This window comes from Thiomicrorhabdus sp. (assembly GCF_041583835.1).
Classification (GTDB): domain Bacteria; phylum Pseudomonadota; class Gammaproteobacteria; order Thiomicrospirales; family Thiomicrospiraceae; genus Thiomicrorhabdus.
Genome location: NZ_JBFHFC010000012.1, coordinates 12,241 through 36,987 on the forward strand (window position 1 = coordinate 12,241; position 24,747 = coordinate 36,987).

The window sequence follows — 24,747 nt, forward strand, 5'->3', positions numbered from 1 at the left end:
TCACTTTCTCAAGCTTAACTTTTTGTGTTGCCGTCTTTAATGACAAGTTTGTTATAAACAGCCAAAGATAAAATAATCAACGCCACGCCAATAATCAGATACAACGCATAGAGCATTTTCGCCGGATCGTTCAGGGCGGTTTTAAACACCACCATCAAGGCTTCGATAGACAAGGCGATAATGATTGCAGTCAAGAACTTGGATAATAGGCGCGCCTCGTCTTTCTTATCGGAATAGGCCTTATAAATAACCTCTCGCTCCAACAGTGTTTTTGCCAAATCGAAAATGGCCAAACCTAACGTCAAAGCAACGATCGGTTTGAAGACGCTTTCCAAGGTGTATTGAGCCGGATTGACCAACTGAATGAAATAGTCGTAAAAAGCGTATCCGATCGACATTAAAGAGAAAAAGATCAAAGAGATGCCGATTCCCAAATAAAACCCTTTAGAAATCGTATTGAATACAGGATGTCGTTCCACCAGGCCGAAACGGCTCAATAAGGTGGTCAGATCGAAATCGAAGAAATAATATTTGCCTTCTGCAAAGAACATTGCAGTGACGCAGGTCTCACCCGTTGCCGAACTCAAATAAGGGCGGCTGATGGAAACGTCCTTTTCGACCACTTCCAGTTTAGGCACAAGGTATTTACGGTTTTTACCGATCGCGCTGTCGTCGGTTCGACTGCGGTAGATATTCGGGGTGGTTTGGTTAAAGTCTTCGTCTGTCACATACACTAAATCCAAACTCGGAAGAACGCGAAATACACGCTGCACCGCCGACACGTCAGCATCCATGACTTGTCCGTTGTTGCGTAAAGTTTCAATCAGAAACTTTTCTATATCAGATTGGTATTGGTTGTACAGATCGATAAATTCTTGCATAAACTCTCTTAGTTCCTTTTCATGTCATCAAGAGGCCTGCCCGAACTTATCGATTTGGTTCGGGCCCCGTCAGTGGGTTCTGAAATAGGCCTCGTTAAACTCATTCAATGCTTTATCGAGCGCATTTGAAACATCGACGAATTCATCCATCAGACTATCGCGAAGTTTCATATCGTCGAAATTCATTCCCGACGATTTATCCCTGAGTTCCATGACATCTGCAATCAGCCCGTGCTGTTTGAGATGCAATTCTTTTACAATTTTGTACTCAGGCATCTGCTCAACAGAAGGCTCGTTAGAAAGGATACTAGCCAATGCCGTGCCAACACCACCTACGGTCGGATTCTTTGCCTTCTCCATATCGATCGAAACGTTCACACCGTTCAGATAGGACTGTACATTCGTCAGCCAGATACGCATTGCCTGGCGAACGCCGGCCATGCGTACACCGTGAATCTCCGGAGTCTTTTGTATCAGCGTCTCCGTATGGGCTTCGTTGATCTGGAACTTGTTGGTTTCGACCATTAATAACTCGGCCTGTTGCTTTAAAGATTCCGAAGCAGTGGAGGTCTCTTCCACCAAGGCTGCGTTATTTTGGATATTTGCATCCAACTCTTGAATCGCCTGCGAAACCTCCGCAACGCTCTGCTGCTGCTCAGTAATAGAACGCACCACTTCGGACAAGGATTGACCTATTTGGGTCACGCCTTCGTTAACGACGGTAAAGGCATTTTCGGTCTCCTGGACCTTCTCCACACCCTGCTTAACCTTAACGCTCGATTCATCGATCAATTTTTTAATATCCTGTGCGGCTTCGGCGGACTTCTGAGCCAAACTGCGAACCTCACCGGCCACCACCGCAAAACCGCGACCGTGTTCGCCGGCACGCGCCGCTTCAACGGCTGCGTTCAAAGCCAACAAGTTTGTTTGGAATGCGATACCGTCAATCAAACCGATAATATCGGAGATTTTTTCCGAGGTTTGCTGAATATCTTCGATCGCATTAATAGTCGAACTCAAAGCCAGCTTAGCCTTATCATTCTCGCTGATTGCCTGCTCGGTAAGATGACTCACCCCTTTCAACTCATTACTGTTCTCTGACTGTAACTGATTAACACTTTGCATGGTGGCATTGATCTGCTCCAAAGTCGCCGCGGCCTGCTGCGTTCTGGATGATAGATCCAATGAGGCTTTAGTCGATTCGTCAGCGGCTTGGCTAACCGTATGGGAAGCGTTCTTGATATACCAGATAATCAAACTCAGGTTATTCAGGGAAACGTTGGTCGCCCCTTTCATCGCCGCTAAGGAACCTTGCAGATCTTTTTCGACGCGTCCGCGAATGTCGCCGGTCGCCAAGTTGTTCATCACAAACACCATGTCTTCGATAATTGCATTCAACGAGGCAAACAACTGGTTGATACTATTGGACGTATCCAGGAAGAACCCTTTAAGGTTGGTGGTATCCAAATGTAAATCGGTATGACCTAAAGAAGCCATTTGCAAGGTCAACTGCAAGGTTTCTTCGACACTCTTCTGCTGAGTGAGATCGAGCCATTCGATCACGGTTCCGATTTGCTTCTCTTCCTCGTTATAGACCGGACGAATCTTAATGTCGAAAATGAAATCGGCAAAATGGTCTTCAAAGTCTTGAGTTCGAGTCAGGTCGGTAAAATTACTTTTATCCACAAACACGTCACTGAGTTTTTGTCCGATCAAACGATCTACCTTAAGTTCCGGGTAGGCACTTTGCAGCAGAACTTCATGTTGCTCAAAGAATTCTTTTAAAGCGTCATTCAAATAGAGGATATTGCCACGCTTATCCACCATCATAATTTGAGAGGTCGCACTGTCCAATGCCGATTTAAGACGGGTACTGCGGTTCAACTTTTCGTAAGCGTCGTCATACATGGCGCCCAATTGAACCTGCATCATTTTCACCGCGGCAACCAGCTTGCTCAAGGAGTGGTTACCCAGGAAGTCCACCTGTCCCGAGAAGTCTCCCTGACGCATCATATCCATGACCTGTTTGGATTTACCCAGACGTTTAAATGCATATTTTCGTCCTGCCCAGGCATACAGATAGAACGCCACACTGATTGCGGCAACCCAACCGACCGGAATATCGATAATGCCTGCCTGAATCAAACTCGCACCGATGCCGAGAATCGCGATCATTGCCACCATCATATTGATCGGATGAATCGCATTAAACGTACAAAATCTTTCTCTAGGCCCGATCAGATAACCGTTCTTGATCTGCTTACGACCTTGTTTGATCTCCTGATACGCCAATTCGGCTTGTTTTTTGGTTTTATCGTCAACGGATCTACGTACGGAAAGGAAGCCGACAATCTTGCCTTCTTCCAGAACCGGGGTCATATTGGCTTCCACCCAGTAGTATCTGCCGTCTTTACAACGGTTTTTAACGATTTGAACCCACGGCTTACCGGATTTCATCGTCTCCCAAAGATCTTTGAATACCGCCTTGGGAACGTCAGGATGTCGCAGAATATTATGGGGCTGGCCGATCAGCTCATCTCGGCTGTAACCGCTGGCTTCGATAAACGCCGTATTCACCTCGGTAATCGTCCCGTTCAAATCGGTTTTCGACACGATGGTTCCTAAGGAGGATATATCTTTTTCTACTTCTGCACCCGTCTGTTCCATGACTTACCTATCTTCTTCTAAACTGAAATCTGCACCGTTTCGATCGACTTGTCGTGATAATAAACATCAAAACAAGCGACCAAACACTGCCCCGAATTAAATTCAACGGTCTTAGAAACCGTTAGACACAATTGCATGTCAATCAAAGAACGATAAGGCTCCGACACACAAACCTCATGAGTATTCTGCATTGCGCTGGTAAAGTAAGGCCGGTTCTTCCAGCACAACCCTTTACCCTTTTTTAGAATATCCATCGTCTTGACCGAGGATTCGTCCTCTTCGCTGATCTGATAACCGAACTCGTCCAAAATAAAGAAACGTTTTACAAACGAAAGGCTGGAAAGCTTTTTCATTTCCGCCTCAAGATCGTTGAAATCATTCAACAATGAAAAGCTTTCGAACAAGGTTTCATAACCTTTCTTCTGAATCTGTTTAACGAAGTGTTTCTCGGCGACATAAGCCGGATAGCTTTCGGTCGTGTGCTGAATGCACTTCTGTCCTTTTTCAACCGTACTCAACAAAGCATCCGGACGGGCAAAATAAAAACCTTGTACCAGATCCACTCCGGCATCCATCGCCAACAGCGCTTGGCTCTCGGTTTCAATCCCTTCCAACAAGGAGATACTGCCGGCCTGTTGAATCAGTTGAGTAAGGTTTCTCAGGATACTTTGACTGCGCATGCTTTTGGTCGCTTCCAACAACACCTGACGATCCAGCTTCACGATATCGGGTTGCGCTTTCCATATCCGGTCGATATTCGAATGGCCGGCTCCAAAATCGTCCAGAGCAATCAAACAACCCAGTTCACGTAAAATAAAGATCAACCTTTCAAACAATGCTTCATCGGTAATTTCACTTTCAACGACTTCAACCACGACCTCATGGCCTTTTATCTCCAATTCGGAGAGCAGATCGCCTAAGCAGAATTCGTTCAAACTCGAGACGTTCTCAAAATCCAAGTTCAGGAACAGCCAGCTATCCGGCGGACGGGTTTCTTTCCAGTGACTGAGATGCATTCGATTGATTAACCGAGCGTAATCGGCTTTAGACACACCTTCGGGCGGTTGAAGGCAATCGGCGGCCTTCATAGACTTTCCGGATATTTTAGTTCGCCCCCTAACCAAGGCTTCCGCACCGATACAAGCCTGATTGGAAAAACTGTATATAGGCTGAAATACCGAATATAGATGGCTGTCTTTGACGGCTTCCGAAAGAGTGATGCTGGGCCTCTCTTTAACTAATTGTAAAATCTGGGCATTCATAAATTAAAAAGCACCTCACGGAGGTGCAGATAAAAATCAATGTTCCGTTGTGTATTGTTTTTCACTTAGAGACTCAATTCTTAGGAACGGTAATATTTAAAAAAGGATGATTGATCATTGCCGACACCGTATCTTTCGCAAATACGACAGCGTCAATTGCGGCAAAAAGGTGGGCAAACCGACCAATAACAAACATACGTCAAGCGCTCTCCTGTTGGGACAAACCGGCAATGACACTCACGATTTCATGAGCAATGACCGAAATCTTCTTCCCTTGATCCATCGCCATTTTTCGCATCGCTTGATACGCTTGATCTTCCGACATATTCTTATACTCGATCAACAAGCCTTTGGCTTTTTCGATAACCGCTCTTTCGGAAAGCTTATGCTTTACCTGAGCCAATTCTTTTTTGACCGCCTGACACTCATTAAAACGTGCCATCGCCACATCGATAATCGGCTTCATTCGCTCCGGACTCTTACCGTCGACGATATAGGCTGTAACACCCGCCTTAACGGATTTGGCGATAATTTTGGAATCCCTTTCATTACTGAAACAGACCACCGGTTTCGGGCAGTATTCATAAACCACTGCAAACTGCTCAAACAATGAAGACGTGGGCTTTTCCACATCCAACACGATTAAATCCACCGACATCTCACCAACCGCTTTCAGAACATTCTCCGAAATCGAAATCGTGTTGACCTGAGTTGCACCCGATTCCCTTAAGCCAGACTCTAATTCAACGGTATTCGCCGCATCGTCGCAAACCAATAATACATTCAAACCTGACTGCACTTCTCTTCCTCCCTGGAAATTCACCTCCACTTAATAACAACTGTTAGACCATCGATCATTAATCATTAAAAATCAATGGGTTAAGTCAATTTTTAATGGAAAATCCATCAATATTAAGTTATTAGATATAGGCAACCCGTTTGAAGGGCACCATTAAGGTGCATAATAAGCCGGATTACCATGCAAACTCTCACACCCACAAAGCGCCGGGAAAGGGAAAAAACTGAAAAATCATGTCCGCTAAAAAGCAAAAAGCGGCGTCTCCCGTTCAGAAGACGCCGCCCGATTTTTCAAACCAAAAATATCGTTTTAGAACTTAACCGTTCCCCACACCCAAAGCTTGGATGTGTCAGTCAAATACGTATCAGCATCATATGTTGCGTACTTAACACCGGCGGTATAGTTTTTACCGAACTTTCTAGCCAACAACACATTCACTTCCGAACCGTAATGATCACCGCCCTTGTCGGCTGAATAATCATGATAAACCGCCAACAATTTATTTCCGGCAATCTTAGTTGCGACTTTAACCGAGTTATCAACCAAACCGTTCACCGGCGTAGTCAAGAACTTATCAGCCCAACCGTTATAGGCATGCTTAGTTGCTAAAGGCGTTTGGAACGATTTAACACCGTCACCACCCAACACTTCCTGGGCCGCAGCCAAAGTAACGCCAGACACTTTCACACCCAACTCAAGGTTACGGTAATCGCCGCCGATATTATCGGAATCCGCATAATCATCCTGGCTGGCGAAATCCGCTTTATAGATCAGATTCACGCCTTCAGACACCTTAGGAGAACCGTAAACGCGCACCCCCATTGTCTGGCTATCCGCAGCACTGTCGTCATAGTCGATGAAATAACCGTAACCGCTAACCTTCATCGCCGGAAACGCATCGAAATCCGCTTTAAAGGCATGTGTTTTCATCGGAACCTTAACACCCAACAGGTTATCGGCTTCCACCACATACGCATAATCCAACTTAACTTTGGAAATCTCTTTTACCTGAGCGGTAAAACCGGTAAACACTTGCTCTGTTTGACGGAAACCGACGTTCCCCATAAAACGTGGATCGATGATAATGCGCTGCTTACCTAGTTTAAAGCTACTATCGGAAATTCCGTAACCGATCCAAGCCTGGTTCAGACGCGTTACGACCGGATCAGCAATAACCGCGACTGCATTGGTATCGGCATCCGGTCCAGCAGGAACATGATAGTCGTTACGTTCGCCAATCGACTCGGTTCCGGACATTTCAACAAACGCATCAAACCCTTTGAATTTACCTGTTTGGTAACCGATACGAGTTCTTTCTGTTAGAGCAGACGCATCGTCGACACCTTTCTGATCAACCGCTTCATAACGCACGTTAATATCAACAGAAGCTTTACCGCCAACTAGCGCTTCCGTAAACGTATCCGCAGCCAATACTGGTTGTGCAACGGCAGCCACACCCAAAGAAGAAGCTAGAACAGCCTGTTTAATTCCCTTAGAGACCAGATTTAATTTAAAACCGGATGAAAACGTAGATTTTTTAACCGAACAAGACAAAGATTCGCCCATCATGTACTCCTTACATCCCCTCACGCACCTCAATCGCACATTAAGCAAGCCGTGCCGTGAAAGAAAAAACATATTAAAGACACTTTTCTAAACACACCGGATCGGTGCGATCAAAAAGATAATAAAGACTATTCAGACCACTTTGCCCGTAACGCCGATAAGACTTCAACTTAACGGCGAGATGTTTCAACACCCTGTCAAAACAAAAAGAAACCTTTCGATTCCCGCGAGTTTAACTTAATCAACCAAAACAAATAGATTCAAGATCCGGCCTAAACGCCTCTCGTTTAGACCTCACCAAAACTAATGTTTACTTAGCGCCAGCAGTGCCACAAACCAATTAACCCTTAAAAAACAAACAGATAACCTTAAAAAACACATATAAAAGCCGAAACAGCCACTCAAAAGCACAACAATGTAGTTACAAAAGCCATCATTAACAGACAATTACTTACATTTGTATACAAAACACGCCGTACAAGAAATCCACTCATCCCCCTCACGACGATGGGAAACACACCGCCTTACAGAAATGATTAAGTAGAAGCTCGACAAACAAATGTAATGAGATAGAGAAAAAACGTTTAGATGAGAAGCAAAACGAGGATTAGCCGAACCTTGACCAAAGTTCGACTAAAGCAGAAAACAATCAACAAACAGACCGAATGCCTGCGAGAATCCGACAATCGGACAAAGTACGCCTCATTGAATTCAGGCGTAATCCTTTCCAAGAATCGTTGAAGAAAATGTCGTTTCCGTTGCTTGCCGAGCAGGCACGGATAAAGCAACAAGATTCTGCGGCAGTTCGTCGATAGGCATGCCGCACAGTTCCGATAAAACTTCATGCGCCCAAGAGGCATACAATTTCTGATAACCGTCTTCGGCAAACACCGGAGGGGCAATTAAACCGGCCTGCTCGGATTTAAACGCCAGGTGCAATTTTTTGCCCGCCCATGAACGCTGCCCGCAATACCGGCTTCCCAAAGCGAAAATTGCATAACGCATATTGGATAAATCCGACTTGGCAAACTGCGAACTGTCAAAAAATGCTTCGCCGTTTTCCGGAAGCTCGCCATTTCCTTTCGAACCGATAAAAAACACCACCGAAGATTTAGAAAAGTTTTCTTCGGTCAATGCGTTCAGGCAAAGCAGTTCGGCACGGATTCCCAAAACCTGACAGCGTCGCGCAAAATCTTCGGCTAACGCTTTTGTTGTTCCTCTACTACTTGCGTAAACCACATACACAGAGGAAGCTGCCTTGAAATATTTCATACAACCTCAGAATAAAAATCGACAAGAATCCATGAGAAATCGAATTTCCCACTTAAGAACAAACCGGGATTCTTTTGCTCATCAGAATGCAAGACCATGAATCAAATGGACTACCAGAGTCTACGACTTGAAGAAAAAATCCTTTTATTCAATCCGCGTCTTTCAAACTTTAAATACGATCCTTTCCACGAAACCAACTGAAACAACCACTTCAAAATCATCCCCCTCTATTTATTAGTCACGATATTTCACTTGATGCGATAAGAATTTAATCGGCTTAAACACACTTAACCTCAAGGCGTTTAAACATCAACGACATAGCAAAACTGATATTTAGATACGACTATATTTGTCAAATTCGAATCAAAAAGACGGAATTCAGCTTAACCGGCCGACGGAAGCTAAGGTTTTGAACGGTTCCCTAGAAAGAACTAAATCGGGAACTTATGCATTATCTGCGGAATGGCTGTATGAAACCGTGCTACATCCCCGTCAATTTGATTCCTTTATCTCCACCTCTATACGCCGGATGTCATACCACTTTGACAAACGACCGAGGTGTTCGTATCAATTGACAGCTTTGCCAAACACTTAACAATTACGTTAAAAATGCTAAACAACAAACCTTCCAAAAGATCATTAATATTTAAAATCAATGAGTTAGATTAAAAATGACTTTTATAAAAGGATGAAACAGAAATAAAATGCCGGAAATTGCACAGTTTTAGTTCAAAAAAAACACATTTTGGAATAAAACAGAGAGAACGCTAACCTCCCGTTAAAACGGAATGCAAAACGGAAGGTTAACGAATATGATTGCGTTGAAAGCTTAATGCCCGTGCGGCACCATGGCACGCAGCACGACTAAAAACAGATAGAACCAGACGATTGATCCGCTCAATAACCATACCATGACGCGCTTAGTGCCGGTAAGCGACAGCAGACCCAAACGTTTGTGCAAGACAAACAACGCCCAGACTACCGCCAAGTAATTAAACAACCCAAACAAATGAACCCAGCCGTCTCTGAATGACGCTAAGGGTTGCGCTACAGCAACCGAACCGATCAACCAATACCAGGCGTTCATCAGATCGGAAGCGTAATGCAGGAAGAAGAAACTGCCTACATGACTTAAAGCACCGATCAACATCAACGGCGCCATAAATTGACCGACAGACTGAAAATACTCCTTAACCGGCAATTGCACCCACTTGGCACTCAGTGCAAAGCTGGCCCAGACGATTGCAAACGTTGAAATGATCGCCATGCTCAATGCCATGAATCCAACCCAATCCAATACGGGAATCGGCATAACCGCTTCCATCCACTGCCCGGCCTGAACCCAAGGCAAGCTCTCTTTGATGGAGGAATGCCCCAATGAATGATGGAAACGCATGGTGATCGAGATCACGGCCAACAGCCAGACGTATACCCACACATTCATGGGCTCTTTCGCACTGCTCGGTTTCCACAACTGAACTGACGGTTTGGTCAACTTCAACTCGACGGCATCGCAGGCCTGGGAACAATCCATACACAAAGTACAATCGCCCATGGAGTTCTTCTTCTCAAAAAAATAAGGGCGCAGATTCCATTCGCACGCTTTGGTGCAGTCGAAACTGCGACACGTGCTACAGTGGCTCTGGTCGGTTTTCAGCTCGACAAAACCGACCTTTCCGAACGAACTGGTCACACTGCCGATCGGACAGACCGAACTGCAGTAGGCCATGTTTCGATACAAATAAAACAGGGTCCAAGCCACTGCGGTCAGTACCAAGAAGAATAAAGCGCTGACCCACGGCGTTTTCAAAACACCCGGGAAGAGGTAAATCGGAATCCAATAGGCGACCAACAGTAACCCGAATCCGATCCAACGATTTTTCAACCAGGCCGGCAACGGCTTTTTAGGGCCGATGCGATTCAGATATTTACCCACAAAACTATGCGGGCAAATTCCACAGAAAGCCGAACCCAAAGTCGCCATGGTCACGATCAGAAAAAACGGCCAGAACAAAGACCAAAAAATCGCTCCCGTATAGGGATTGACGTCTTCGGTCGGATACACCAAACCGAAATAGACCGCCGACACCATCATGGCAAGCGCGATTAATCTGACCGCCATCATCAACTTGGAGTTGGTGAAAAACCACCCGACTACCGGCCAACCGAGCAAATCCAGCTTACTGCGAGTTTTATCCAGAGTTTTCATACCCTACCCTTAATATTTATATTGATAGCTCAACATGATGTTACGCGGCGCACCCGGAGTGTAGTAATAGCTGTCCGGCCCCCAAGAACTGACGGTTTTAGACACTTCTGCAGCATAACGCTCGTCAGTGATATTGTGGACGCTCAACGCGACCTTATGCGCTTTTCTGTCATATCCCATTGTTAAGTGAGAAACTCCGCTGTAACCCGAATATTTTTCGGTATTGGCATCATCCATATAGTATTCGCCCACTCCGGTGGTTTCGACACGAGCGCTGTAAGGGCCCTTTTTCCAATCGACAAACACGCTGTACTGATAATCCGGCGAGAAACGCAACAGGTTACCGGAATAATCGTTGTCGCCGCTAATGTAATCCACATAACGGTATTCGCTTCTGGAACCGCTCGCTCCGATCGCCCATTGAGGCGTTAACTGATACGCTGCGGTCAACTCAATCCCTTTCTTCTCGGTTTTACCGGCATTCTCGTAGTAATCCGCATAACCGTTTTCGACCTTAACGATCTCGTCACTCAACTGGTTGAAATATACCGCTAAATCCGCAGACCAAGTCTTACTACGATGCTTCAGACCGATTTCGTAATTGGTTGACGTTGAAGCCTTAAGATCGACATTCGGTGCATTGTCGCGCGTTGCCTGCATCTCACTTTCGGTCGGCGCCTGGTTTGCCGAAGCGACAATTCCGTAAACATTCAACTGATCGGTCAACGCATAGGTCAAACCGACTTTAGGCGAGAACAAATGATAGGTTTCGCTATATGAATAATCTCCGGCACCCGGAACGTAAGTACCGCTGCCCCAGTTGTATGCCAACATTTCGTTACCGTCAATCGATAGATCCACACGGTCGTAGCGTAAGCCAACATCCACCATCAAGTTTTTAAACGGAGAAAAACTGTCCTGGATGTAAGCACCTAAAATATTATTTTGACTGTCTTCAACCTGTGCCAAATCGCCTTTACTGTCGGTTAAAACCACGCCGTCGGCAGCGACGTCACGATAGGTATATTTCTTGCCGTTCTCTCGAATATCGGTACGCGCCGTAAAACCGAACAAGAACTCGGCCGAATTTCCGAACAACTCATGACTACGGTTCCATGCCAAATCCGTACCGATTACTTTGTTGTCTTGGGCGTCGTTGATCATTCCGGTTACAGGGTGGTAGTGCCCCCACTGAGTGAAATAAACCTGAGGCTTGAATGTATAGGCACCCATAGTCGTTTCATAACGGCTGTTGATGAACAACATGTTTGAATAACGGCCGCTCTTTCGCCAGTCGCCGTTGGTATTTGTGGTTTCACCCGTGTCTTTATAGGCAGCAAACTCTTCGGCGCTTAACGACTGCGGCAGTTGCAGGTTAGCTTCGGTGTACGCGATTTCGGTTTCCAACACGGAATCGTCTTCAAAGAAATGACCGTGTTTGACGCTGAACTGAGTGGTATCGAACTTGTTCCAGTCACGCCAGTCATTATCCGATTGACGACGGGAAACATTGAAGGCAATGCTGTCGTTTTCGTCCAACGTCACCGCTTTTTTGGCATTGAAGTTCAAGCTGTTGAATGAACCCACACCCAATTTCACACGATCCTGCTGATCGTCGAACACCGATTTGGACTTGATAAAAACCACACCACCACTGGCATTACTAGCGTAAATGGAACCCGGACCTTTATAAATTTCAACGCCTTCCATATCGTCGATATCAATCAAATCGAAACGGGTAAAGCTGTCGGGATCGGTCATCGGAACACCATCGCGAATAACCATAATTTCGCGCACACCGTAAGGCGCTTTTAAACCGGCACCGCGGATAATCAAACGTGAATCGTAACCGTTATTTTTGGAAACGGCCTGAACACCGGGAATATTATCAATCACATCGTTAATGTTCATGGCATTTTCGCGCTCTATTTGAGCTTCATCGACAACGGCAACACTCTGCGGAACAGCCTTACTTTCACGCCCGATTTTAGTTGCGGTGATACTGATTTGATCAAGCTGAGAGTCGGATTTCGAAGATTCTTCGGCCGAAAAAACAGCCGGTGAAAATGCCGTCATCATGGCGATGGAGAGCGCTTTTTTTTGCATGATATTTTCCCTTATTAAATTTGTGGGAAATTATAAAGACAAAAAAAAATTGCGATATTGAGAACTCCTTAACAAAGTATTAAGGAAGCCTTAACCGAAAACATTTATTTAACGTTATTAACGGCGACAGAACACGACGCCAGTCGACAATAAAACCTAACTTTCAACAATAGAAACCCGGTTTCTTCCCTGCTCTTTGGATTGATAAAGTGCAATGTCGGCGCGTTTGAGCGTCGCTTCAGCCAATTCGTCCGGCAAGTGTTCAACCACGCCCAAACTGATTGCGAGATTACCAATTCTCTCGAAATGATGTTTCTCCACTATTTGACGAATCCTTTCGGCAATCGCCGCCGCAGAATCCACATCGGTATTCGGCAACAAAATAATAAACTCCTCACCACCCAAACGGAATAACTTATCTACATCACGTAAACAACTCTGAACCAGATTCGCCAAAGAGACTAAAACCACATCACCGGAATCGTGTCCATATTGATCGTTCACTTGTTTGAAGAAATCAATGTCGAACATGATTAGTGAAAATTGGTTTTGGTAACGCTGAGCTCGCAGCACCTCTTCATCCAGGGCTTTCATGAACGCGTATCGGTTTAAAACCCCCGTTAAAGTATCGGTCGTCGCCAACAGTTCCAATTGACCGTTCGCTTTCTGTAATTCCTTGGTTCGCCTTGCCACCCTGGCTTCCAAAGACGTATTTAAATCCGTCAACTGTAAATTTTTAACTTCCAACTCGCTTTGATAGCGTAGCAACAACCGCTTGACCGCCAACGTTAAATACAACGACACCAAAACCGCCAAAATAAAACTCAGTACACTGATTTTACGAATATCTTCCATTCGGTTTCGATACTCGACTTCAAGTGTCTTCTTCACTGAATCGATCCCGGCTTCAATCTCTCCTTCATAATAACCGCTGCCAATCACCCACTGACTATTGGGCACCGCTTTCACATAGGTGAATTTTAAATCCTCTTTACGGGTGACCGGATTAACCCAACGGTATTGAATGAAATCATCGGACTGTTCGTCAAGCGCGTGTTCAATCTTCCGCCCAACTTCCCTAACATGCGGATCGTCGGAATTCATAACCATTTTCCCTTCAAGATCCGGACGCGCCGAATTTAAAATAATTCGCCCCTCTTTTCCCAGAATAAACAGATAATCGCTGCCGTTGTTATCCACCGTGGATATCGTTTCCAACAACTCCTTATCGGTTATTTTTTGTGCGGTATCCAAAAACTCCGCCGAGCCCAAATACCAGTCGTAATAGCCTAAGGCTTTCACATAGGCTAATTGCGCAAATTGTTTATCTTGAGGCTGCCCCGGTCTGGTAAAAGAGTCCCACATAAATCCTTTGCCCCTTGCTCTGGCAAGGGCTATTTCCTGACGAATCACATAATAACCGTTGGCGTCTTGAAGATCGATTATGGACTCGCCTTCAAAATGCGACAGGTATTGGGGAGATAAGTGTGAAACTCCGTCGTAATCAACAATCCAGATATAACTCTCACCATCGTTCCAGGTTAAAGAACGTAACGCTTCAACGATGATCTTCTTTACTTCCTCTTCCGAATAGGTGCTAGAAAATTGGTCATGGATGGAATGGGCAATCTTACAGGCATCCTCCACTCGTCGCTTGATGCGCTCGTGTAGTTCCTTTTTTATGATTGATTTGCGGTAAGCGGTTAAGTTGACGATGCTATCCACTTGAGCGCGAATAGCCGCCTGTTTGGATTCGATTAACTTGACCTCCAGGCGATTCAGCGTTTTTTCAAAAGCCGCCTGTTCCGAATGAATCAAAAGCAAGGCAACAAAAGCCACCATGGCCGGAATCACCAAAACCGGAGCCACCGCTAATAATTTAATCAGAAACTTGTCTGAAACCATGAGGCTTGTCCAAACAGAAAGGGAACTTTCATTATAACTAAAGCCCTGAAAAATCAAAGTACAATAGAAGATTCTGATATGTAGCCATCACTACAAATAAAAAAAGCACCTGAATAGGTGCTTTTTATAGGTTCTTTGTCTGCTTGAACGGTACTCAAAAAACGACCGAACACATTCGAACCGATAGGCCGGATTAAGAGCTAGTTCTTCTGGCCGCTGATCGAAACATGATAATGAGGATCTTCGGAAACGTTAACCTCAATCAGCTCTTTCGCGTCTTGCAACAACACCTGACACTCGGGGCTCAAATGCTTCAAAACCAGCTTCTTACCGGCCGACTGGTATTTCTTGGTCAGATTATCGATCGCTTCGATACCGGTATGATCGTAAACACGCGAATGCATAAAGTCGATCTGTACACACTCGGGATCGTTCTTCGGATCGAACCTGTCGATGAAATTTTTAGCCGATGCGAAGAACAAAGGACCTTGCACCTTGTAAGTTTTAGTCGTTTTACCGTCGCGCTCTTCCGTCGTCTCTTCCAGAATGATACGTTGCGCATGCTGCCAGGCAAATACCAAAGCCGATACGATCACCCCGGCGATCACCGCGACCGCCAAATCGAACACCACCGTCAAAACCGTCACCAAAACCATAACGAACGCATCCGCTTTGGTCATACCGCGCATGATATTCCAGCTCGACCAGTTAAATGTCGCAATCACCACAAAGAACATCAAACCGACCAAAGCGCCGATCGGCACCATCTCGATCCAGGACGAAGCGATCAATACAATCACCAACAAACCGAGTGCAGCAGTGATGCCCGACAAGCGCCCGGTTCCGCCTGAATTAACGTTGATCATTGATTGGCCGATCAACGCACATCCGCCCATGGTTCCGAACGTACCGGCGGTGCAGTTTGCCGCACCCAAAGCGATACACTCTTTATTGCCTTTGCCGCGCGTATTGGTGATGTCGTCGATCAAGGTCATCGTCAATAAAGATTCAACCGATCCGATAATCGTCAGAATCACTGCATAAGGCAGAACGATCCATAAAGTTTCCAAACTCCAGAAACCTTCCGGCAAACTCGTGAACCAACTCAAGCCCTGGAAACCGCCTTCAACACCGTCACCGTAAACCAGCGACTCCAAAGTACCGGAAACCGACGCACGGTCGCCGACTGTGACCGCATTGATATCCAGCATAATCACGGCCACGGAAACCAACACGATCGCCGCCAATGCAGAAGGCACCGCCTTAGTGATCTTAGGCAACAGATAGATAATCGCCAACGTCGCGGCCACGATCATCAACATGATGTTCATGCTGGTTCCCGTCAACCAGGCACCGTCGGCATCCTTGAACTGGCCGAACTGGGCAAATAGAATAATCAAAGCCAAACCGTTCACGAACCCAAGCATCACCGGCGAAGGCACCATTCGAATGAATCGCCCCCACTTCATGACCCCGATGAAGATTTGCATCACACCCATCATAATGACCGCTAAAAACAGATAAGAAGCGCCGTGCTCCATCACCAAGTGCATCATCACCACCGCAAGAGAGCCTGCGGCGGCGGTAATCATTCCCGGACGACCGCCGAACACGGCGGTGATCATGCCGACGATAATCGCCGCATACAAACCGACCAACGGATGGACGCCTGCAACGAATGCAAAGGCTACGGCTTCGGGAACCAACGCCAGTGCGACGGTAATTCCGGACAGGGTATCGTTTTTATAAGTTTGCCATTTGAAAGGCTGGCTGCTTTGATTCATGAGAACTCCTAAATTTCAGATGCTGCAAATTCTAACAAAAACCCAGTACAATTGTCCTTTAATCAAGTATTTAAACCCATACTAAGAGACAAATCATCATGTGGATTCATCACATCGGCGAAATCGCCATCGGTTTTTTCATTCTTTTAATCATCTTACATTTTGCATTGCACTTTATTTTTAAATCGCAACGTGTTAAAAAGGAACGGCAAAAACAACAAGAGAATTAAGGTTATGTTCAGTAAGTTTCTTGGGTTTCTCATTGGTACGGCTTATCTGATTTTTTTCTGGGTGGGCGGACCGTTTTCTTTATACGTTCTGTTTTTCGAATCGGCGGAGACCATTCGCGACTGGTTCTTCATCATGGCGATCGGCGCGGCCATAGTCAGTTTCCTGACGTGGCTTTACGAACAAGTGGCACGACGATCCAACCCTCTCAGTACCAAAAAATTCATTATGTTTCCGTTGGCGATCACGTCAATCCTATTGAATCTGGTCATCAGTAGCGTCGCTTCGTTTTGGATTTAACAACCCAAATCAGCAACCAACGAATAGATTGCAATACAGTCTAAAAATAACCGAGGAAACAAAAAAGCCCGAAGCGGATAAGTTGGTCCGCTTCGGGCTTTTTAAATCTATCACCGGAAAATTCCGGTTAAACGATTAGCAGGTAATATACGAGCAGCAATAATCCGCAATCGCATGAACCTTGATGCCGAACTTAGAGTTCGCAGGCACTTCAAAGCTGCTGCCGTTAGGAATCGCTTTCCATTCGGTTTCGCCCGGCAATAATACCTCAACATCACCCGACATCATTTCCATGACTTCAGCCGCTTCCGTACCGAATTCATACTCGCCCGGCATCATAATACCCAAAGTCTTTTTAGAACCATCCGCAAACAAAACCGTACGGCTGGTGACCTTACCGTCGAAATAAACCGACGCTTCTTTTAGGACCGTTACATTTTCAAATTTAGACATCTTAATTTCCTTGTGAAGTATATTTTTTCGTCGCCAATTATAGCGACAAAGCGAACAAGATACACAGACTATTCAACCGCTTTTCGCACTGAGATATAATATTCGCTTCAAATTTATGCATTTGCAATCGGAAAACACATTGAAAAACACCATCGTTGTCAAAATTCCCTTTTATTTCAAAGGTGAATTACAAGAACCTTCCACCCTATTCGACTTGGACGACTGGGTAATTCGTCATGAAAACGAATTGCCTGACTTCCCTTCCGCTATCGCTAAAGCCAACAACATCAGCGCTTATTCCTATGAACTGGAAGTGATGGAAATGTCGGAAATCCTGTTTGAACAACCCACCGGTTTAGCGGTTGAGTTCTTCTCGGAGGAAGACTCCAGCTTTGACTTTGAAGGTTTTAAACAACACTGGCTGGCAGATCAATCTTTGGACACCCTTAAGCAAATCGCCAAACACTATTTAGGGGAAGATCTTCAAACCGACTCCCCCTTACATCAGGCGTTAATGGCGGCCTTTATCGCCGGAAAAAACGCTTAAAACTCGTTAGCTCGAAGTACGGCGTTTTCGGCGGACTCCAAGTCGTTTACGCTGACATTCAAGTTCTGCAAGCGGCCGTCTTTGATATTGTAAATAAACCCGTGAATCGCCAGTTCCTGACCTTTTTTCCACGCGTTTCTAACCGCCGGAACGTGACAAATATTACGCACCTGTTCGGTCACGTTAATTTCACACAAACGGTTGATCTTTTCCTCGTAAGGCATTTGATCCAGATCGGCTTGCATACGCTGATAATATTTACGAATCGGACGAACCCAGTGATCGATCAAATCCGGATTATTCTCTTCCAGAGCCGCCATGACACCGCCGCATCCGTAGTGACCGTTGATAATGATATGTTTGACCTTCAACACCTCGACGGCGTACTGAATAACGGTCAAAACGTTCATATCACTGGAGTTCACCAAATTGGCGATATTACGATGCACAAAGATCGTACCCGGATCCATTTTCACTAATTCATTAGCGGGAACGCGGCTATCCGAACAACCAATCCAAAGATATTCCGGTTTTTGTTGATGGGATAAAGTTTCAAAGAAATTGGGACGGTTGGCGTTGACCTCGTCAACCCAAGCGCGGTTGTTTTGCAATAGTTTCTCGATCGACTTATCGCATTCACACTGCTGGCACATATTAATCCTTTTTGGAGTAGTTTTCTGCGGATACAAAAATGCCCTTAAACAAGGGCATTTTCATTAAAGGCCTACCTCAAAAAGAGAATTATACACAAATTTAGTGCGTTAGCTTCATAAACACTTGCGGTAACTGCTCCGGTAACTTATCCACATGGTCGATCACCGTATATTGATTACCGAAAATATCCGAAACATACTCGTCAGCCTTTGGATCCAGTGTAATGCAATAAGAGTAAATTCCTTTACCTTGTAATTCTTCGACCGCTTTATGCGTGTCTTGAATCAGCATTTGCGGATCCTTGGTATCAATATCCGCAGGCTCGCCGTCCGTTAGCACCAACATCAGCTTTTTCTCTGCTTTTTGAGCTTCCAGATAATGCGCCGCATGTCGCATGGCTGCCCCCATTCGTGTCGAATAGGATGCTTCCATGGCCGCAATGCGCGCCTTAACCTCATCGCCGTAACTTTCCGAATACCCTTTGATGTGCTGATAACGCACTTCGTGTCGGGTATCCGAACAGAAACCGGCGATCGCGAACTTATCACCCAACTGTTCAACCGTCCAAGCGGTAATCGCCAACGCTTCCTCGGACAATTCCAACAGGGTCTGACCGGTTTCCTGATTACGTTCGTTCAAAGACTGCGACGTATCCACCAACAACATCACCGCGATATTTCGGCTGTCCGTTGTATGGCTGTAATTGATTCTAGGATCGGGTGCCTGCCCGCTCTTAAAGTCAATCACGGAACGCAACGCCACATCCAAATCAAGCTCCTCGCCCTCTTCCTGGAAACGGATTCGTTTCTTGTTCTGAGGTTTGAGCATCTCGATCATTTTCTTCAAGCGTTTCGCCAGACCGTCGTGTTTTTCCATCAAACGATCAATTTTACCGGCATCTCCGGACGGATGAAGACGTTCGTATACCGTCGCCCAATCCGGACGGAAGGTTTCCGAAATGTAGTCCCACTCGTCGTAATGACGCGGCGGCAAACTGTCGGCATCGTCCACCACCCTTTCATCGGACTGGTATTCGTTGTTATGGAAGTCTTCGGATTCGTCGTTCTCTTCGTAATGGAACCAGATGTAACGGTTATCGTCTCGATAACTGATTTCGGTATCGTCGAAGAAAATATCCGGCAAACTGTCCGAAGACTGCTTACGCGACTTCACATAGAAACCGGTTCCCAATTTAGCCATATCCTGCGTCGTCGAGCTCTCGCCCTTTTCCGCCATAACGGCATGAAATTGCTCGCGGAAATCCTCGATCAACGGATTTTCGGAATCGAAATTCTGATCCAGCAAGGCGCGTGACAAACGGGTTGCACGATAACGCAGACATGATTGTTTACTGTCGTCGCAAGCCCCCTTTTCAGGGTAAGGGTGCAATGCCAAAAACAACTTTCTCAATCCGGGATAACGTTGCATCGCAAGGTATTCGACACGGCTGTCTTCGAAAACGGAGATAAACAACTGCATATGCGGAGCGAAGTTGTCCGCCATCAATTTGGTCGACCACTCGCGGTGCGCCATCATATGCGCCAACATCGCACGATAGCGGTCGATACCGGCCACGCCATTTTCAATATCATAGACGTCCGGTACCGCAATCAAGTCTTCGTCCAGATAAGGTACCGGTTTACGCAACTGGTCAAATGCAGTCGAAAAGACGGAGAACGGTAAATCACAATTCCACATACAGTCTTTCAACATATCCAGATGACGCTCGACGTCCTTGAACACCGTACCTTCACGTTCACGCTGAATGATGCTCTTGGCGTCATGCGAACTCAAAGAGAAATATTCGATCTGCTGATCCGGGGAATCTTTGTAGTTACGGGCGCCATACTCAACAAAATTACGAATACCCGCCAAGGTCAACTTGGAGATTAACTGCGGTACGCTTTCCATGAATGGAACCATACCCGGGCTTTCATGAATTGAGTGGTGGCCGTGGATGACGGTCTGAGTCTGCTCGACAAAGCCTTCGATGATATCGAAGTAATGCTGCAAATCTTCAATGGTATCGATACGGCGACATACGCTTCCCAAAGACTCAAGGAACGGGATCAGCGCCTTCTTATTCGGACTACGCGCGATTTGATAGGCGTAATCCGCCACCATCTTCATGGTGCCCTTCCCGATATGCGCGGCAATCTCAGGCATCACTTCCAAGTAAACCAGCACGGGCTCGACACCCATACCGATCTTACACAAGAAATTCGCGCCATCCAGATACGCTTGCACACCTTCAGGCGAAAGGGTCTGATGCGCTTCCGCGATACACGCCGGAAAAACATCCTTGGCCTTTTCGAACCCGCAGGTAAACTGCGTTTGATATTCGGCTAGTAATTCTGCATCCATAATGATTTCAACTCGGTTTTAACGGATAAAAAATTGAACGTCTTTGTTCAATCACATCAATAAAATCATGAGGTTGATTCATCTGATTTTGGTGCTAATCAAGGCCGGAAAAAGGGAGTGTACAATTAGTACACGACCGTTTCCAACGAAGAGTAGCGCCTAAAGCGGGTGAATCAGGCCATGATTAGCCGAAAATCATTTCGATTGCGTTATCTAGGGTCTGGCGGATGTCCGCATCATCGGTGATCGGACGAACCAACGCCATCTTACACGCTTCGATTGGAGTAATACCTTGATTGATCAGAGTCGCTGCATAAACCATCAAACGGGTTGAGATACCTTCATCCAAACCGTGACCTTTCAGGTTACGCGCAGTTTCACCGATTTGTACCAATTTCTTAGCCGTATCTGCATCGACACCACCTTCTTTCTGAAGGATGTGCGCTTCCACTTCCGGTTCGGCGTAATCAAAATCCAACGCGCAGAAACGCTGCTTGGTTGATTGCTTAAGGTCTTTCATCAATGACTGATAACCTGGGTTATAAGAGATAACTAATTGGAAATCCGGATGGGCTTTGATCAACTCGCCCTTTTTATCCAAAGACAATTCGCGACGGTGGTCGGTCAATGCGTGGATAACAACCATGGTATCTTGACGTGCTTCAACGATCTCATCCAGATAACAGATGGCGCCGTAACGTGCCGCCATTGTCAAAGGACCGTCTACCCAACGCGTTCCGTTGGCGTCTAATAGGTAACGACCTACCAAATCGGAAGCAGTAATGTCTTCGTTACAGGAAACGGTGATGATCGGCTTGCCTAATTTCCATGCCATATGCTCTACAAAGCGTGACTTACCACAACCTGTAGGCCCTTTGACCATAACCGGTAGACGGGCCGCATAAGCCGCTTCGTATAGTTCTACCTCATTAGACTGCGCATCGTAAAATGGTTCGTTATCAATTTTGTATTGTGAAATATCCATATCAGTTCCCCGTAACGTTTATGGTAATTAATCTTATATAAGAAAGCTCTTAAGTGATTTAACACTGTATTCTCATCGTATTCAAGATAAAAACAGAGTGTTGAATAACCTAGAAAATAGGTAGGTAATAAAATCCGGATTTAAAAAAACCCCTGCCCGAAAGCAGAGGTTTTTTCTTTTGGTTGTTCAAATAAACATTCGTAAACGAATATCTTATTTGTGAACACCCAATTTTTCTCTCCAGCCTGGGAAGATCTTGTCTGCATCGCCAGGGAAAGATTCGAATGCGCGAGCGAATTCTTTGTGATCTTTCGCGAATTCGATTGGATCTGCACCTGCTTTCCAACACTCGTACGACTGACGTAGAGAGATTGCACCAGCAGCTGGAGAATCGATGTGACCGTAAGATCCACCACCAGAAGTGTTGATTACGTTACCGTGACCTAGGTTCTCGAAGAAACCAGGTAGACGTAGTGCGTTCATACCACCAGAGATGATAGGAGTAGTCGGCTTCATACCGTTCCACTTCTGGTAGAAGACTGGTCCTTGACACTCGTCACGTTCGATCATGTATGCGATGTTCTTATCAGAAGCATCACCTTCCATCTTACCGTAACCCATTGTACCCACGTGGATACCAGAAGCACCCTGTAGACGAGAGATTTTAGCAAGAACGAAAGCAGTGTAACCACGCTTAGAAGACGGAGAAGTAATCGCTCCGTGACCTGCACGGTGATAGTGTAGGTACTGAGAAGCATACTCACGACGTGCAGTAGTGATCATACCTGGACCACCAACATAACCGTCAACTAGGAATGCAACTTTAGGTGCATCTTCACCGAAAGTTTCTAGGATGTAGTCAGCACGGTAGCACATTTCGTGGTGGTCATCAGCAGTGATGTTCGCAGAGAACAATTTAGCTTCACCAGTTTCGTCCTGTGCACGCTTCATAGCGTCAGCAACTAGAGGGATAACTTTCTTCATTGGGCAGAAAACTTGGTTACCTTGTGGCTCATCGTTCTTGATGAAGTCACCACCTAGCCAGAACTGGTATGCAGCGTCAGCAAATGGCTCAGGACGTAGACCTAGTTTAGGCTTGATGATCGTACCAGCGATGTAACCACCGTTCTCAACAGGACGGCCAAGCATGCGCCACATGTCAGAGATATCAACAGATGGACCGTCGTATAGGTATAGCTTAGATTCAGGAACCCAGAAATCGATCATCTGAAGGTTCTTAACGTCACCCATACCTTGGTTGTTACCGATAGCCAAAGTTAGGAAAGAAACCAACATTGTCTTACCATCAGTTCCGTTACGGTCGAACAGATCAAATGGGTAAGCGATCTTGATCATTTGGTTAGCTTCGTCGATTTCATAAACCAATGCATCAACACCACGAGTGAAGTCATCAGTTGTACAAACTTCAACGTTAGTACCAGTTGAAGATTCAGCAGCGATGTGAGCCGCAACTTCTAGGTAACCGTAACCAGCAGCTGGTTCCATGGTATAAGCAACCAAGATGTGGTTTTGACCTGCAATCAGATCTTCTTCTTTCAAAGACAAGTCAGCATAACGATTAGACTGATCCATTTTTCTTACCTCAATTTTAGGGACGCTTCAGCGATGAAGTTATCGCCCTTACTTTTTTGTCAAACCAAACTAAGAATTTGATTTGACCCCGAAATTTATATAACGAGGGCTATTATAGAGAACTGATCGATAACTTCAAATCAATAATTCTTATTTCTTCGATAGATCATCGTCTATGGATTTTAAATAATCAATTTAGCTTATTAAATGCTTGTGCACTCAGGGACTCGCCTTCCAGCTTGAGAAGTTCGATTAACTTCTCTGCGGCAATCGAAAGAATTTTACCGTTGGGATACGTCAGATACTAATGGCGGTTGATTGGAAATCCGCGAACATTCAATATCGCAATCTCTCCACGGTTGATTTCGTTCATCAAAGTAGGAACGGAGGTCACCGTAATACCCAGATTTTGCAACAGCCCGAGACGCAATGCCTCATTACCGCCCAGCACCATCTTGACGCTAGGCTGGAAATCAAACTGGTCGAACACCTTCTCAACCTGAGCACGAATACCCGAGCCGGTTTCTCTCATCAGAAAAGGCTCGTCCTTTAAATCCTCCACCGTCAGCGTCTTACCGACCAAAGGGTGATTGGCGTTAGCCACGAATGCCAACGGATTGACCGCCACCGGTTCCGATGTCACGTTCAATCCCTCCGGCGGCTGTCCTAACAGGTAAAAATCGTCTTTATTCTTGGCGATTCGGTCTAATAAAGTTTCTTTATTACCCACACGCATCACAACCGTCACATCCGGATAGGCCTGATTGAATTCATGAATGACTTTAGGAACGAAATATTGCGCCGTCGAAATCACCGATAACTTGACGCTTCCGCCGGAAAAACCTTTAAGGTGATTGATCTTCTGTTCGGCGGTATTAAGTTTACGCAGTATCGCCTCGGCCGCCTCATACAAAGCCTGCCCCGCACTGGTTAGAAACACCTTACGTCCGATCTGTTCGAATAGAGGCGCCTCTAACACATCCACCAGCTTCTTAACCTGCATCGATACCGTAGGCTGCGTCAGATGCAACTCTTTGGCCGCTTTGGTAAAACTTTGATTACGGGCGATGCTTTCAAATACCTGTAACTGCCGTAAGGTGGCATTCCTTGCAAGGATGGAATCTTTTTCAGGCATATTTATTCCTAAAATTTAAGATCGAAAAAAACCTAAT

18 protein-coding genes are annotated in these 24,747 nt (G+C 45.7%); 2 read left to right on the plus strand and 16 right to left on the minus strand.

What is annotated here, in order from left to right:
* Nucleotides 1-14 precede the first annotated feature (14 nt).
* From ABY044_RS07575 to ABY044_RS07620, 10 genes are all read right to left on the minus strand, one after another.
* Nucleotides 15-881 (minus strand): hypothetical protein, encoded by an 867-nt coding sequence (locus ABY044_RS07575; RefSeq protein ID WP_373019623.1) that lies wholly within the window; start codon nucleotides 879-881, stop codon nucleotides 15-17.
* Nucleotides 882-950: 69 nt separating this feature from the next.
* Complete coding sequence (locus ABY044_RS07580; protein WP_373019624.1) at nucleotides 951-3,548, minus strand: methyl-accepting chemotaxis protein; 2,598 nt, start codon at nucleotides 3,546-3,548, stop codon at nucleotides 951-953.
* 17 nt (nucleotides 3,549-3,565) lie between these two features.
* The gene (locus ABY044_RS07585) at nucleotides 3,566-4,810 is read right to left on the minus strand and encodes an EAL domain-containing protein (protein ID WP_373019625.1); all 1,245 of its coding nucleotides are present in this window, start codon (nucleotides 4,808-4,810) and stop codon (nucleotides 3,566-3,568) included.
* 199 nt (nucleotides 4,811-5,009) lie between these two features.
* A complete protein-coding gene (locus tag ABY044_RS07590) occupies nucleotides 5,010-5,609 on the minus strand; it encodes an ANTAR domain-containing response regulator (protein ID WP_373019626.1) in 600 nt (199 codons plus the stop codon).
* 309 nt (nucleotides 5,610-5,918) lie between these two features.
* Nucleotides 5,919-7,175 carry a hypothetical protein gene (locus ABY044_RS07595; protein ID WP_373019627.1) on the minus strand — a complete coding sequence of 419 codons (1,257 nt, stop codon included), beginning with the start codon at nucleotides 7,173-7,175 and terminating at the stop codon, nucleotides 5,919-5,921.
* 711 nt (nucleotides 7,176-7,886) lie between these two features.
* The gene (locus ABY044_RS07600; RefSeq protein ID WP_373019628.1) at nucleotides 7,887-8,447 is read right to left on the minus strand and encodes a flavodoxin domain-containing protein; all 561 of its coding nucleotides are present in this window, start codon (nucleotides 8,445-8,447) and stop codon (nucleotides 7,887-7,889) included.
* Between the two features lie 829 nt (nucleotides 8,448-9,276).
* Complete coding sequence (locus ABY044_RS07605; RefSeq protein ID WP_373019629.1) at nucleotides 9,277-10,656, minus strand: 4Fe-4S binding protein; 1,380 nt, start codon at nucleotides 10,654-10,656, stop codon at nucleotides 9,277-9,279.
* Nucleotides 10,657-10,665: 9 nt separating this feature from the next.
* Nucleotides 10,666-12,762 carry a TonB-dependent receptor gene (locus tag ABY044_RS07610; RefSeq protein WP_373019630.1) on the minus strand — a complete coding sequence of 699 codons (2,097 nt, stop codon included), beginning with the start codon at nucleotides 12,760-12,762 and terminating at the stop codon, nucleotides 10,666-10,668.
* A gap of 156 nt (nucleotides 12,763-12,918) precedes the next feature.
* Nucleotides 12,919-14,667 (minus strand): cache domain-containing protein, encoded by a 1,749-nt coding sequence (locus ABY044_RS07615; RefSeq protein WP_373019631.1) that lies wholly within the window; start codon nucleotides 14,665-14,667, stop codon nucleotides 12,919-12,921.
* Between the two features lie 200 nt (nucleotides 14,668-14,867).
* Entirely contained in the window at nucleotides 14,868-16,451 is a 1,584-nt protein-coding gene (locus ABY044_RS07620) for a SulP family inorganic anion transporter (protein WP_373019632.1), read from the minus strand.
* Between the two features lie 234 nt (nucleotides 16,452-16,685).
* Between ABY044_RS07620 and ABY044_RS07625 the strand changes: the two genes are divergently transcribed.
* The gene (locus ABY044_RS07625) at nucleotides 16,686-16,979 is read left to right on the plus strand and encodes a hypothetical protein (protein ID WP_373019633.1); all 294 of its coding nucleotides are present in this window, start codon (nucleotides 16,686-16,688) and stop codon (nucleotides 16,977-16,979) included.
* 135 nt (nucleotides 16,980-17,114) lie between these two features.
* Here ABY044_RS07625 and ABY044_RS07630 read toward each other — a convergent pair whose 3' ends face one another.
* Complete coding sequence (locus ABY044_RS07630; protein WP_373019634.1) at nucleotides 17,115-17,432, minus strand: pyrimidine/purine nucleoside phosphorylase; 318 nt, start codon at nucleotides 17,430-17,432, stop codon at nucleotides 17,115-17,117.
* Between the two features lie 139 nt (nucleotides 17,433-17,571).
* On the opposite strand from ABY044_RS07630, the gene ABY044_RS07635 reads away from it, so the two are divergent.
* Nucleotides 17,572-17,979 (plus strand): hypothetical protein, encoded by a 408-nt coding sequence (locus ABY044_RS07635; protein ID WP_373019635.1) that lies wholly within the window; start codon nucleotides 17,572-17,574, stop codon nucleotides 17,977-17,979.
* Here ABY044_RS07635 and can read toward each other — a convergent pair.
* From can to ABY044_RS07660, 5 genes are all read right to left on the minus strand, one after another.
* Entirely contained in the window at nucleotides 17,976-18,632 is a 657-nt protein-coding gene (gene can, locus ABY044_RS07640; protein WP_373019636.1) for a carbonate dehydratase, read from the minus strand. The genes ABY044_RS07635 and can overlap by 4 nt on opposite strands.
* A 100-nt stretch (nucleotides 18,633-18,732) precedes the next feature.
* Nucleotides 18,733-20,997, minus strand: a complete 2,265-nt coding sequence (locus ABY044_RS07645) for a nitric oxide reductase activation protein NorD (RefSeq protein ID WP_373019637.1) — start codon at nucleotides 20,995-20,997, stop codon at nucleotides 18,733-18,735.
* 184 nt (nucleotides 20,998-21,181) lie between these two features.
* The gene (locus tag ABY044_RS07650) at nucleotides 21,182-21,982 is read right to left on the minus strand and encodes a CbbQ/NirQ/NorQ/GpvN family protein (protein WP_373019638.1); all 801 of its coding nucleotides are present in this window, start codon (nucleotides 21,980-21,982) and stop codon (nucleotides 21,182-21,184) included.
* 213 nt (nucleotides 21,983-22,195) lie between these two features.
* Entirely contained in the window at nucleotides 22,196-23,575 is a 1,380-nt protein-coding gene (locus tag ABY044_RS07655) for a ribulose-bisphosphate carboxylase (protein ID WP_373019639.1), read from the minus strand.
* Between the two features lie 304 nt (nucleotides 23,576-23,879).
* Nucleotides 23,880-24,710, minus strand: coding sequence for a LysR substrate-binding domain-containing protein (locus ABY044_RS07660; protein WP_373019640.1), 831 nt, complete (start codon nucleotides 24,708-24,710; stop codon nucleotides 23,880-23,882).
* Between the last annotated feature and the right edge of the window lie 37 nt (nucleotides 24,711-24,747).

Coding starts and splice junctions, on each gene's coding strand:
- ABY044_RS07620 (WP_373019632.1), bottom strand. CDS start 16,451: ATGAATCAAAGCAGCCAGCCTTTCAAATGGCAAACTTATAAAAACGAT.
- can (WP_373019636.1), bottom strand. CDS start 18,632: ATGTGCCAGCAGTGTGAATGCGATAAGTCGATCGAGAAACTATTGCAA.
- ABY044_RS07650 (WP_373019638.1), bottom strand. CDS start 21,982: ATGGATATTTCACAATACAAAATTGATAACGAACCATTTTACGATGCG.
- ABY044_RS07585 (WP_373019625.1), bottom strand. CDS start 4,810: ATGAATGCCCAGATTTTACAATTAGTTAAAGAGAGGCCCAGCATCACT.
- ABY044_RS07625 (WP_373019633.1), top strand. CDS start 16,686: ATGTTCAGTAAGTTTCTTGGGTTTCTCATTGGTACGGCTTATCTGATT.
- ABY044_RS07595 (WP_373019627.1), bottom strand. CDS start 7,175: ATGGGCGAATCTTTGTCTTGTTCGGTTAAAAAATCTACGTTTTCATCC.
- ABY044_RS07600 (WP_373019628.1), bottom strand. CDS start 8,447: ATGAAATATTTCAAGGCAGCTTCCTCTGTGTATGTGGTTTACGCAAGT.
- ABY044_RS07575 (WP_373019623.1), bottom strand. CDS start 881: ATGCAAGAATTTATCGATCTGTACAACCAATACCAATCTGATATAGAA.
- ABY044_RS07610 (WP_373019630.1), bottom strand. CDS start 12,762: ATGCAAAAAAAAGCGCTCTCCATCGCCATGATGACGGCATTTTCACCG.
- ABY044_RS07645 (WP_373019637.1), bottom strand. CDS start 20,997: ATGGATGCAGAATTACTAGCCGAATATCAAACGCAGTTTACCTGCGGG.
- ABY044_RS07655 (WP_373019639.1), bottom strand. CDS start 23,575: ATGGATCAGTCTAATCGTTATGCTGACTTGTCTTTGAAAGAAGAAGAT.
- ABY044_RS07660 (WP_373019640.1), bottom strand. CDS start 24,710: ATGCCTGAAAAAGATTCCATCCTTGCAAGGAATGCCACCTTACGGCAG.
- ABY044_RS07605 (WP_373019629.1), bottom strand. CDS start 10,656: ATGAAAACTCTGGATAAAACTCGCAGTAAGCTGGATTTGCTCGGTTGG.
- ABY044_RS07580 (WP_373019624.1), bottom strand. CDS start 3,548: ATGGAACAGACGGGTGCAGAAGTAGAAAAAGATATATCCTCCTTAGGA.
- ABY044_RS07615 (WP_373019631.1), bottom strand. CDS start 14,667: ATGGTTTCAGACAAGTTTCTGATTAAATTATTAGCGGTGGCTCCGGTT.
- ABY044_RS07630 (WP_373019634.1), bottom strand. CDS start 17,432: ATGTCTAAATTTGAAAATGTAACGGTCCTAAAAGAAGCGTCGGTTTAT.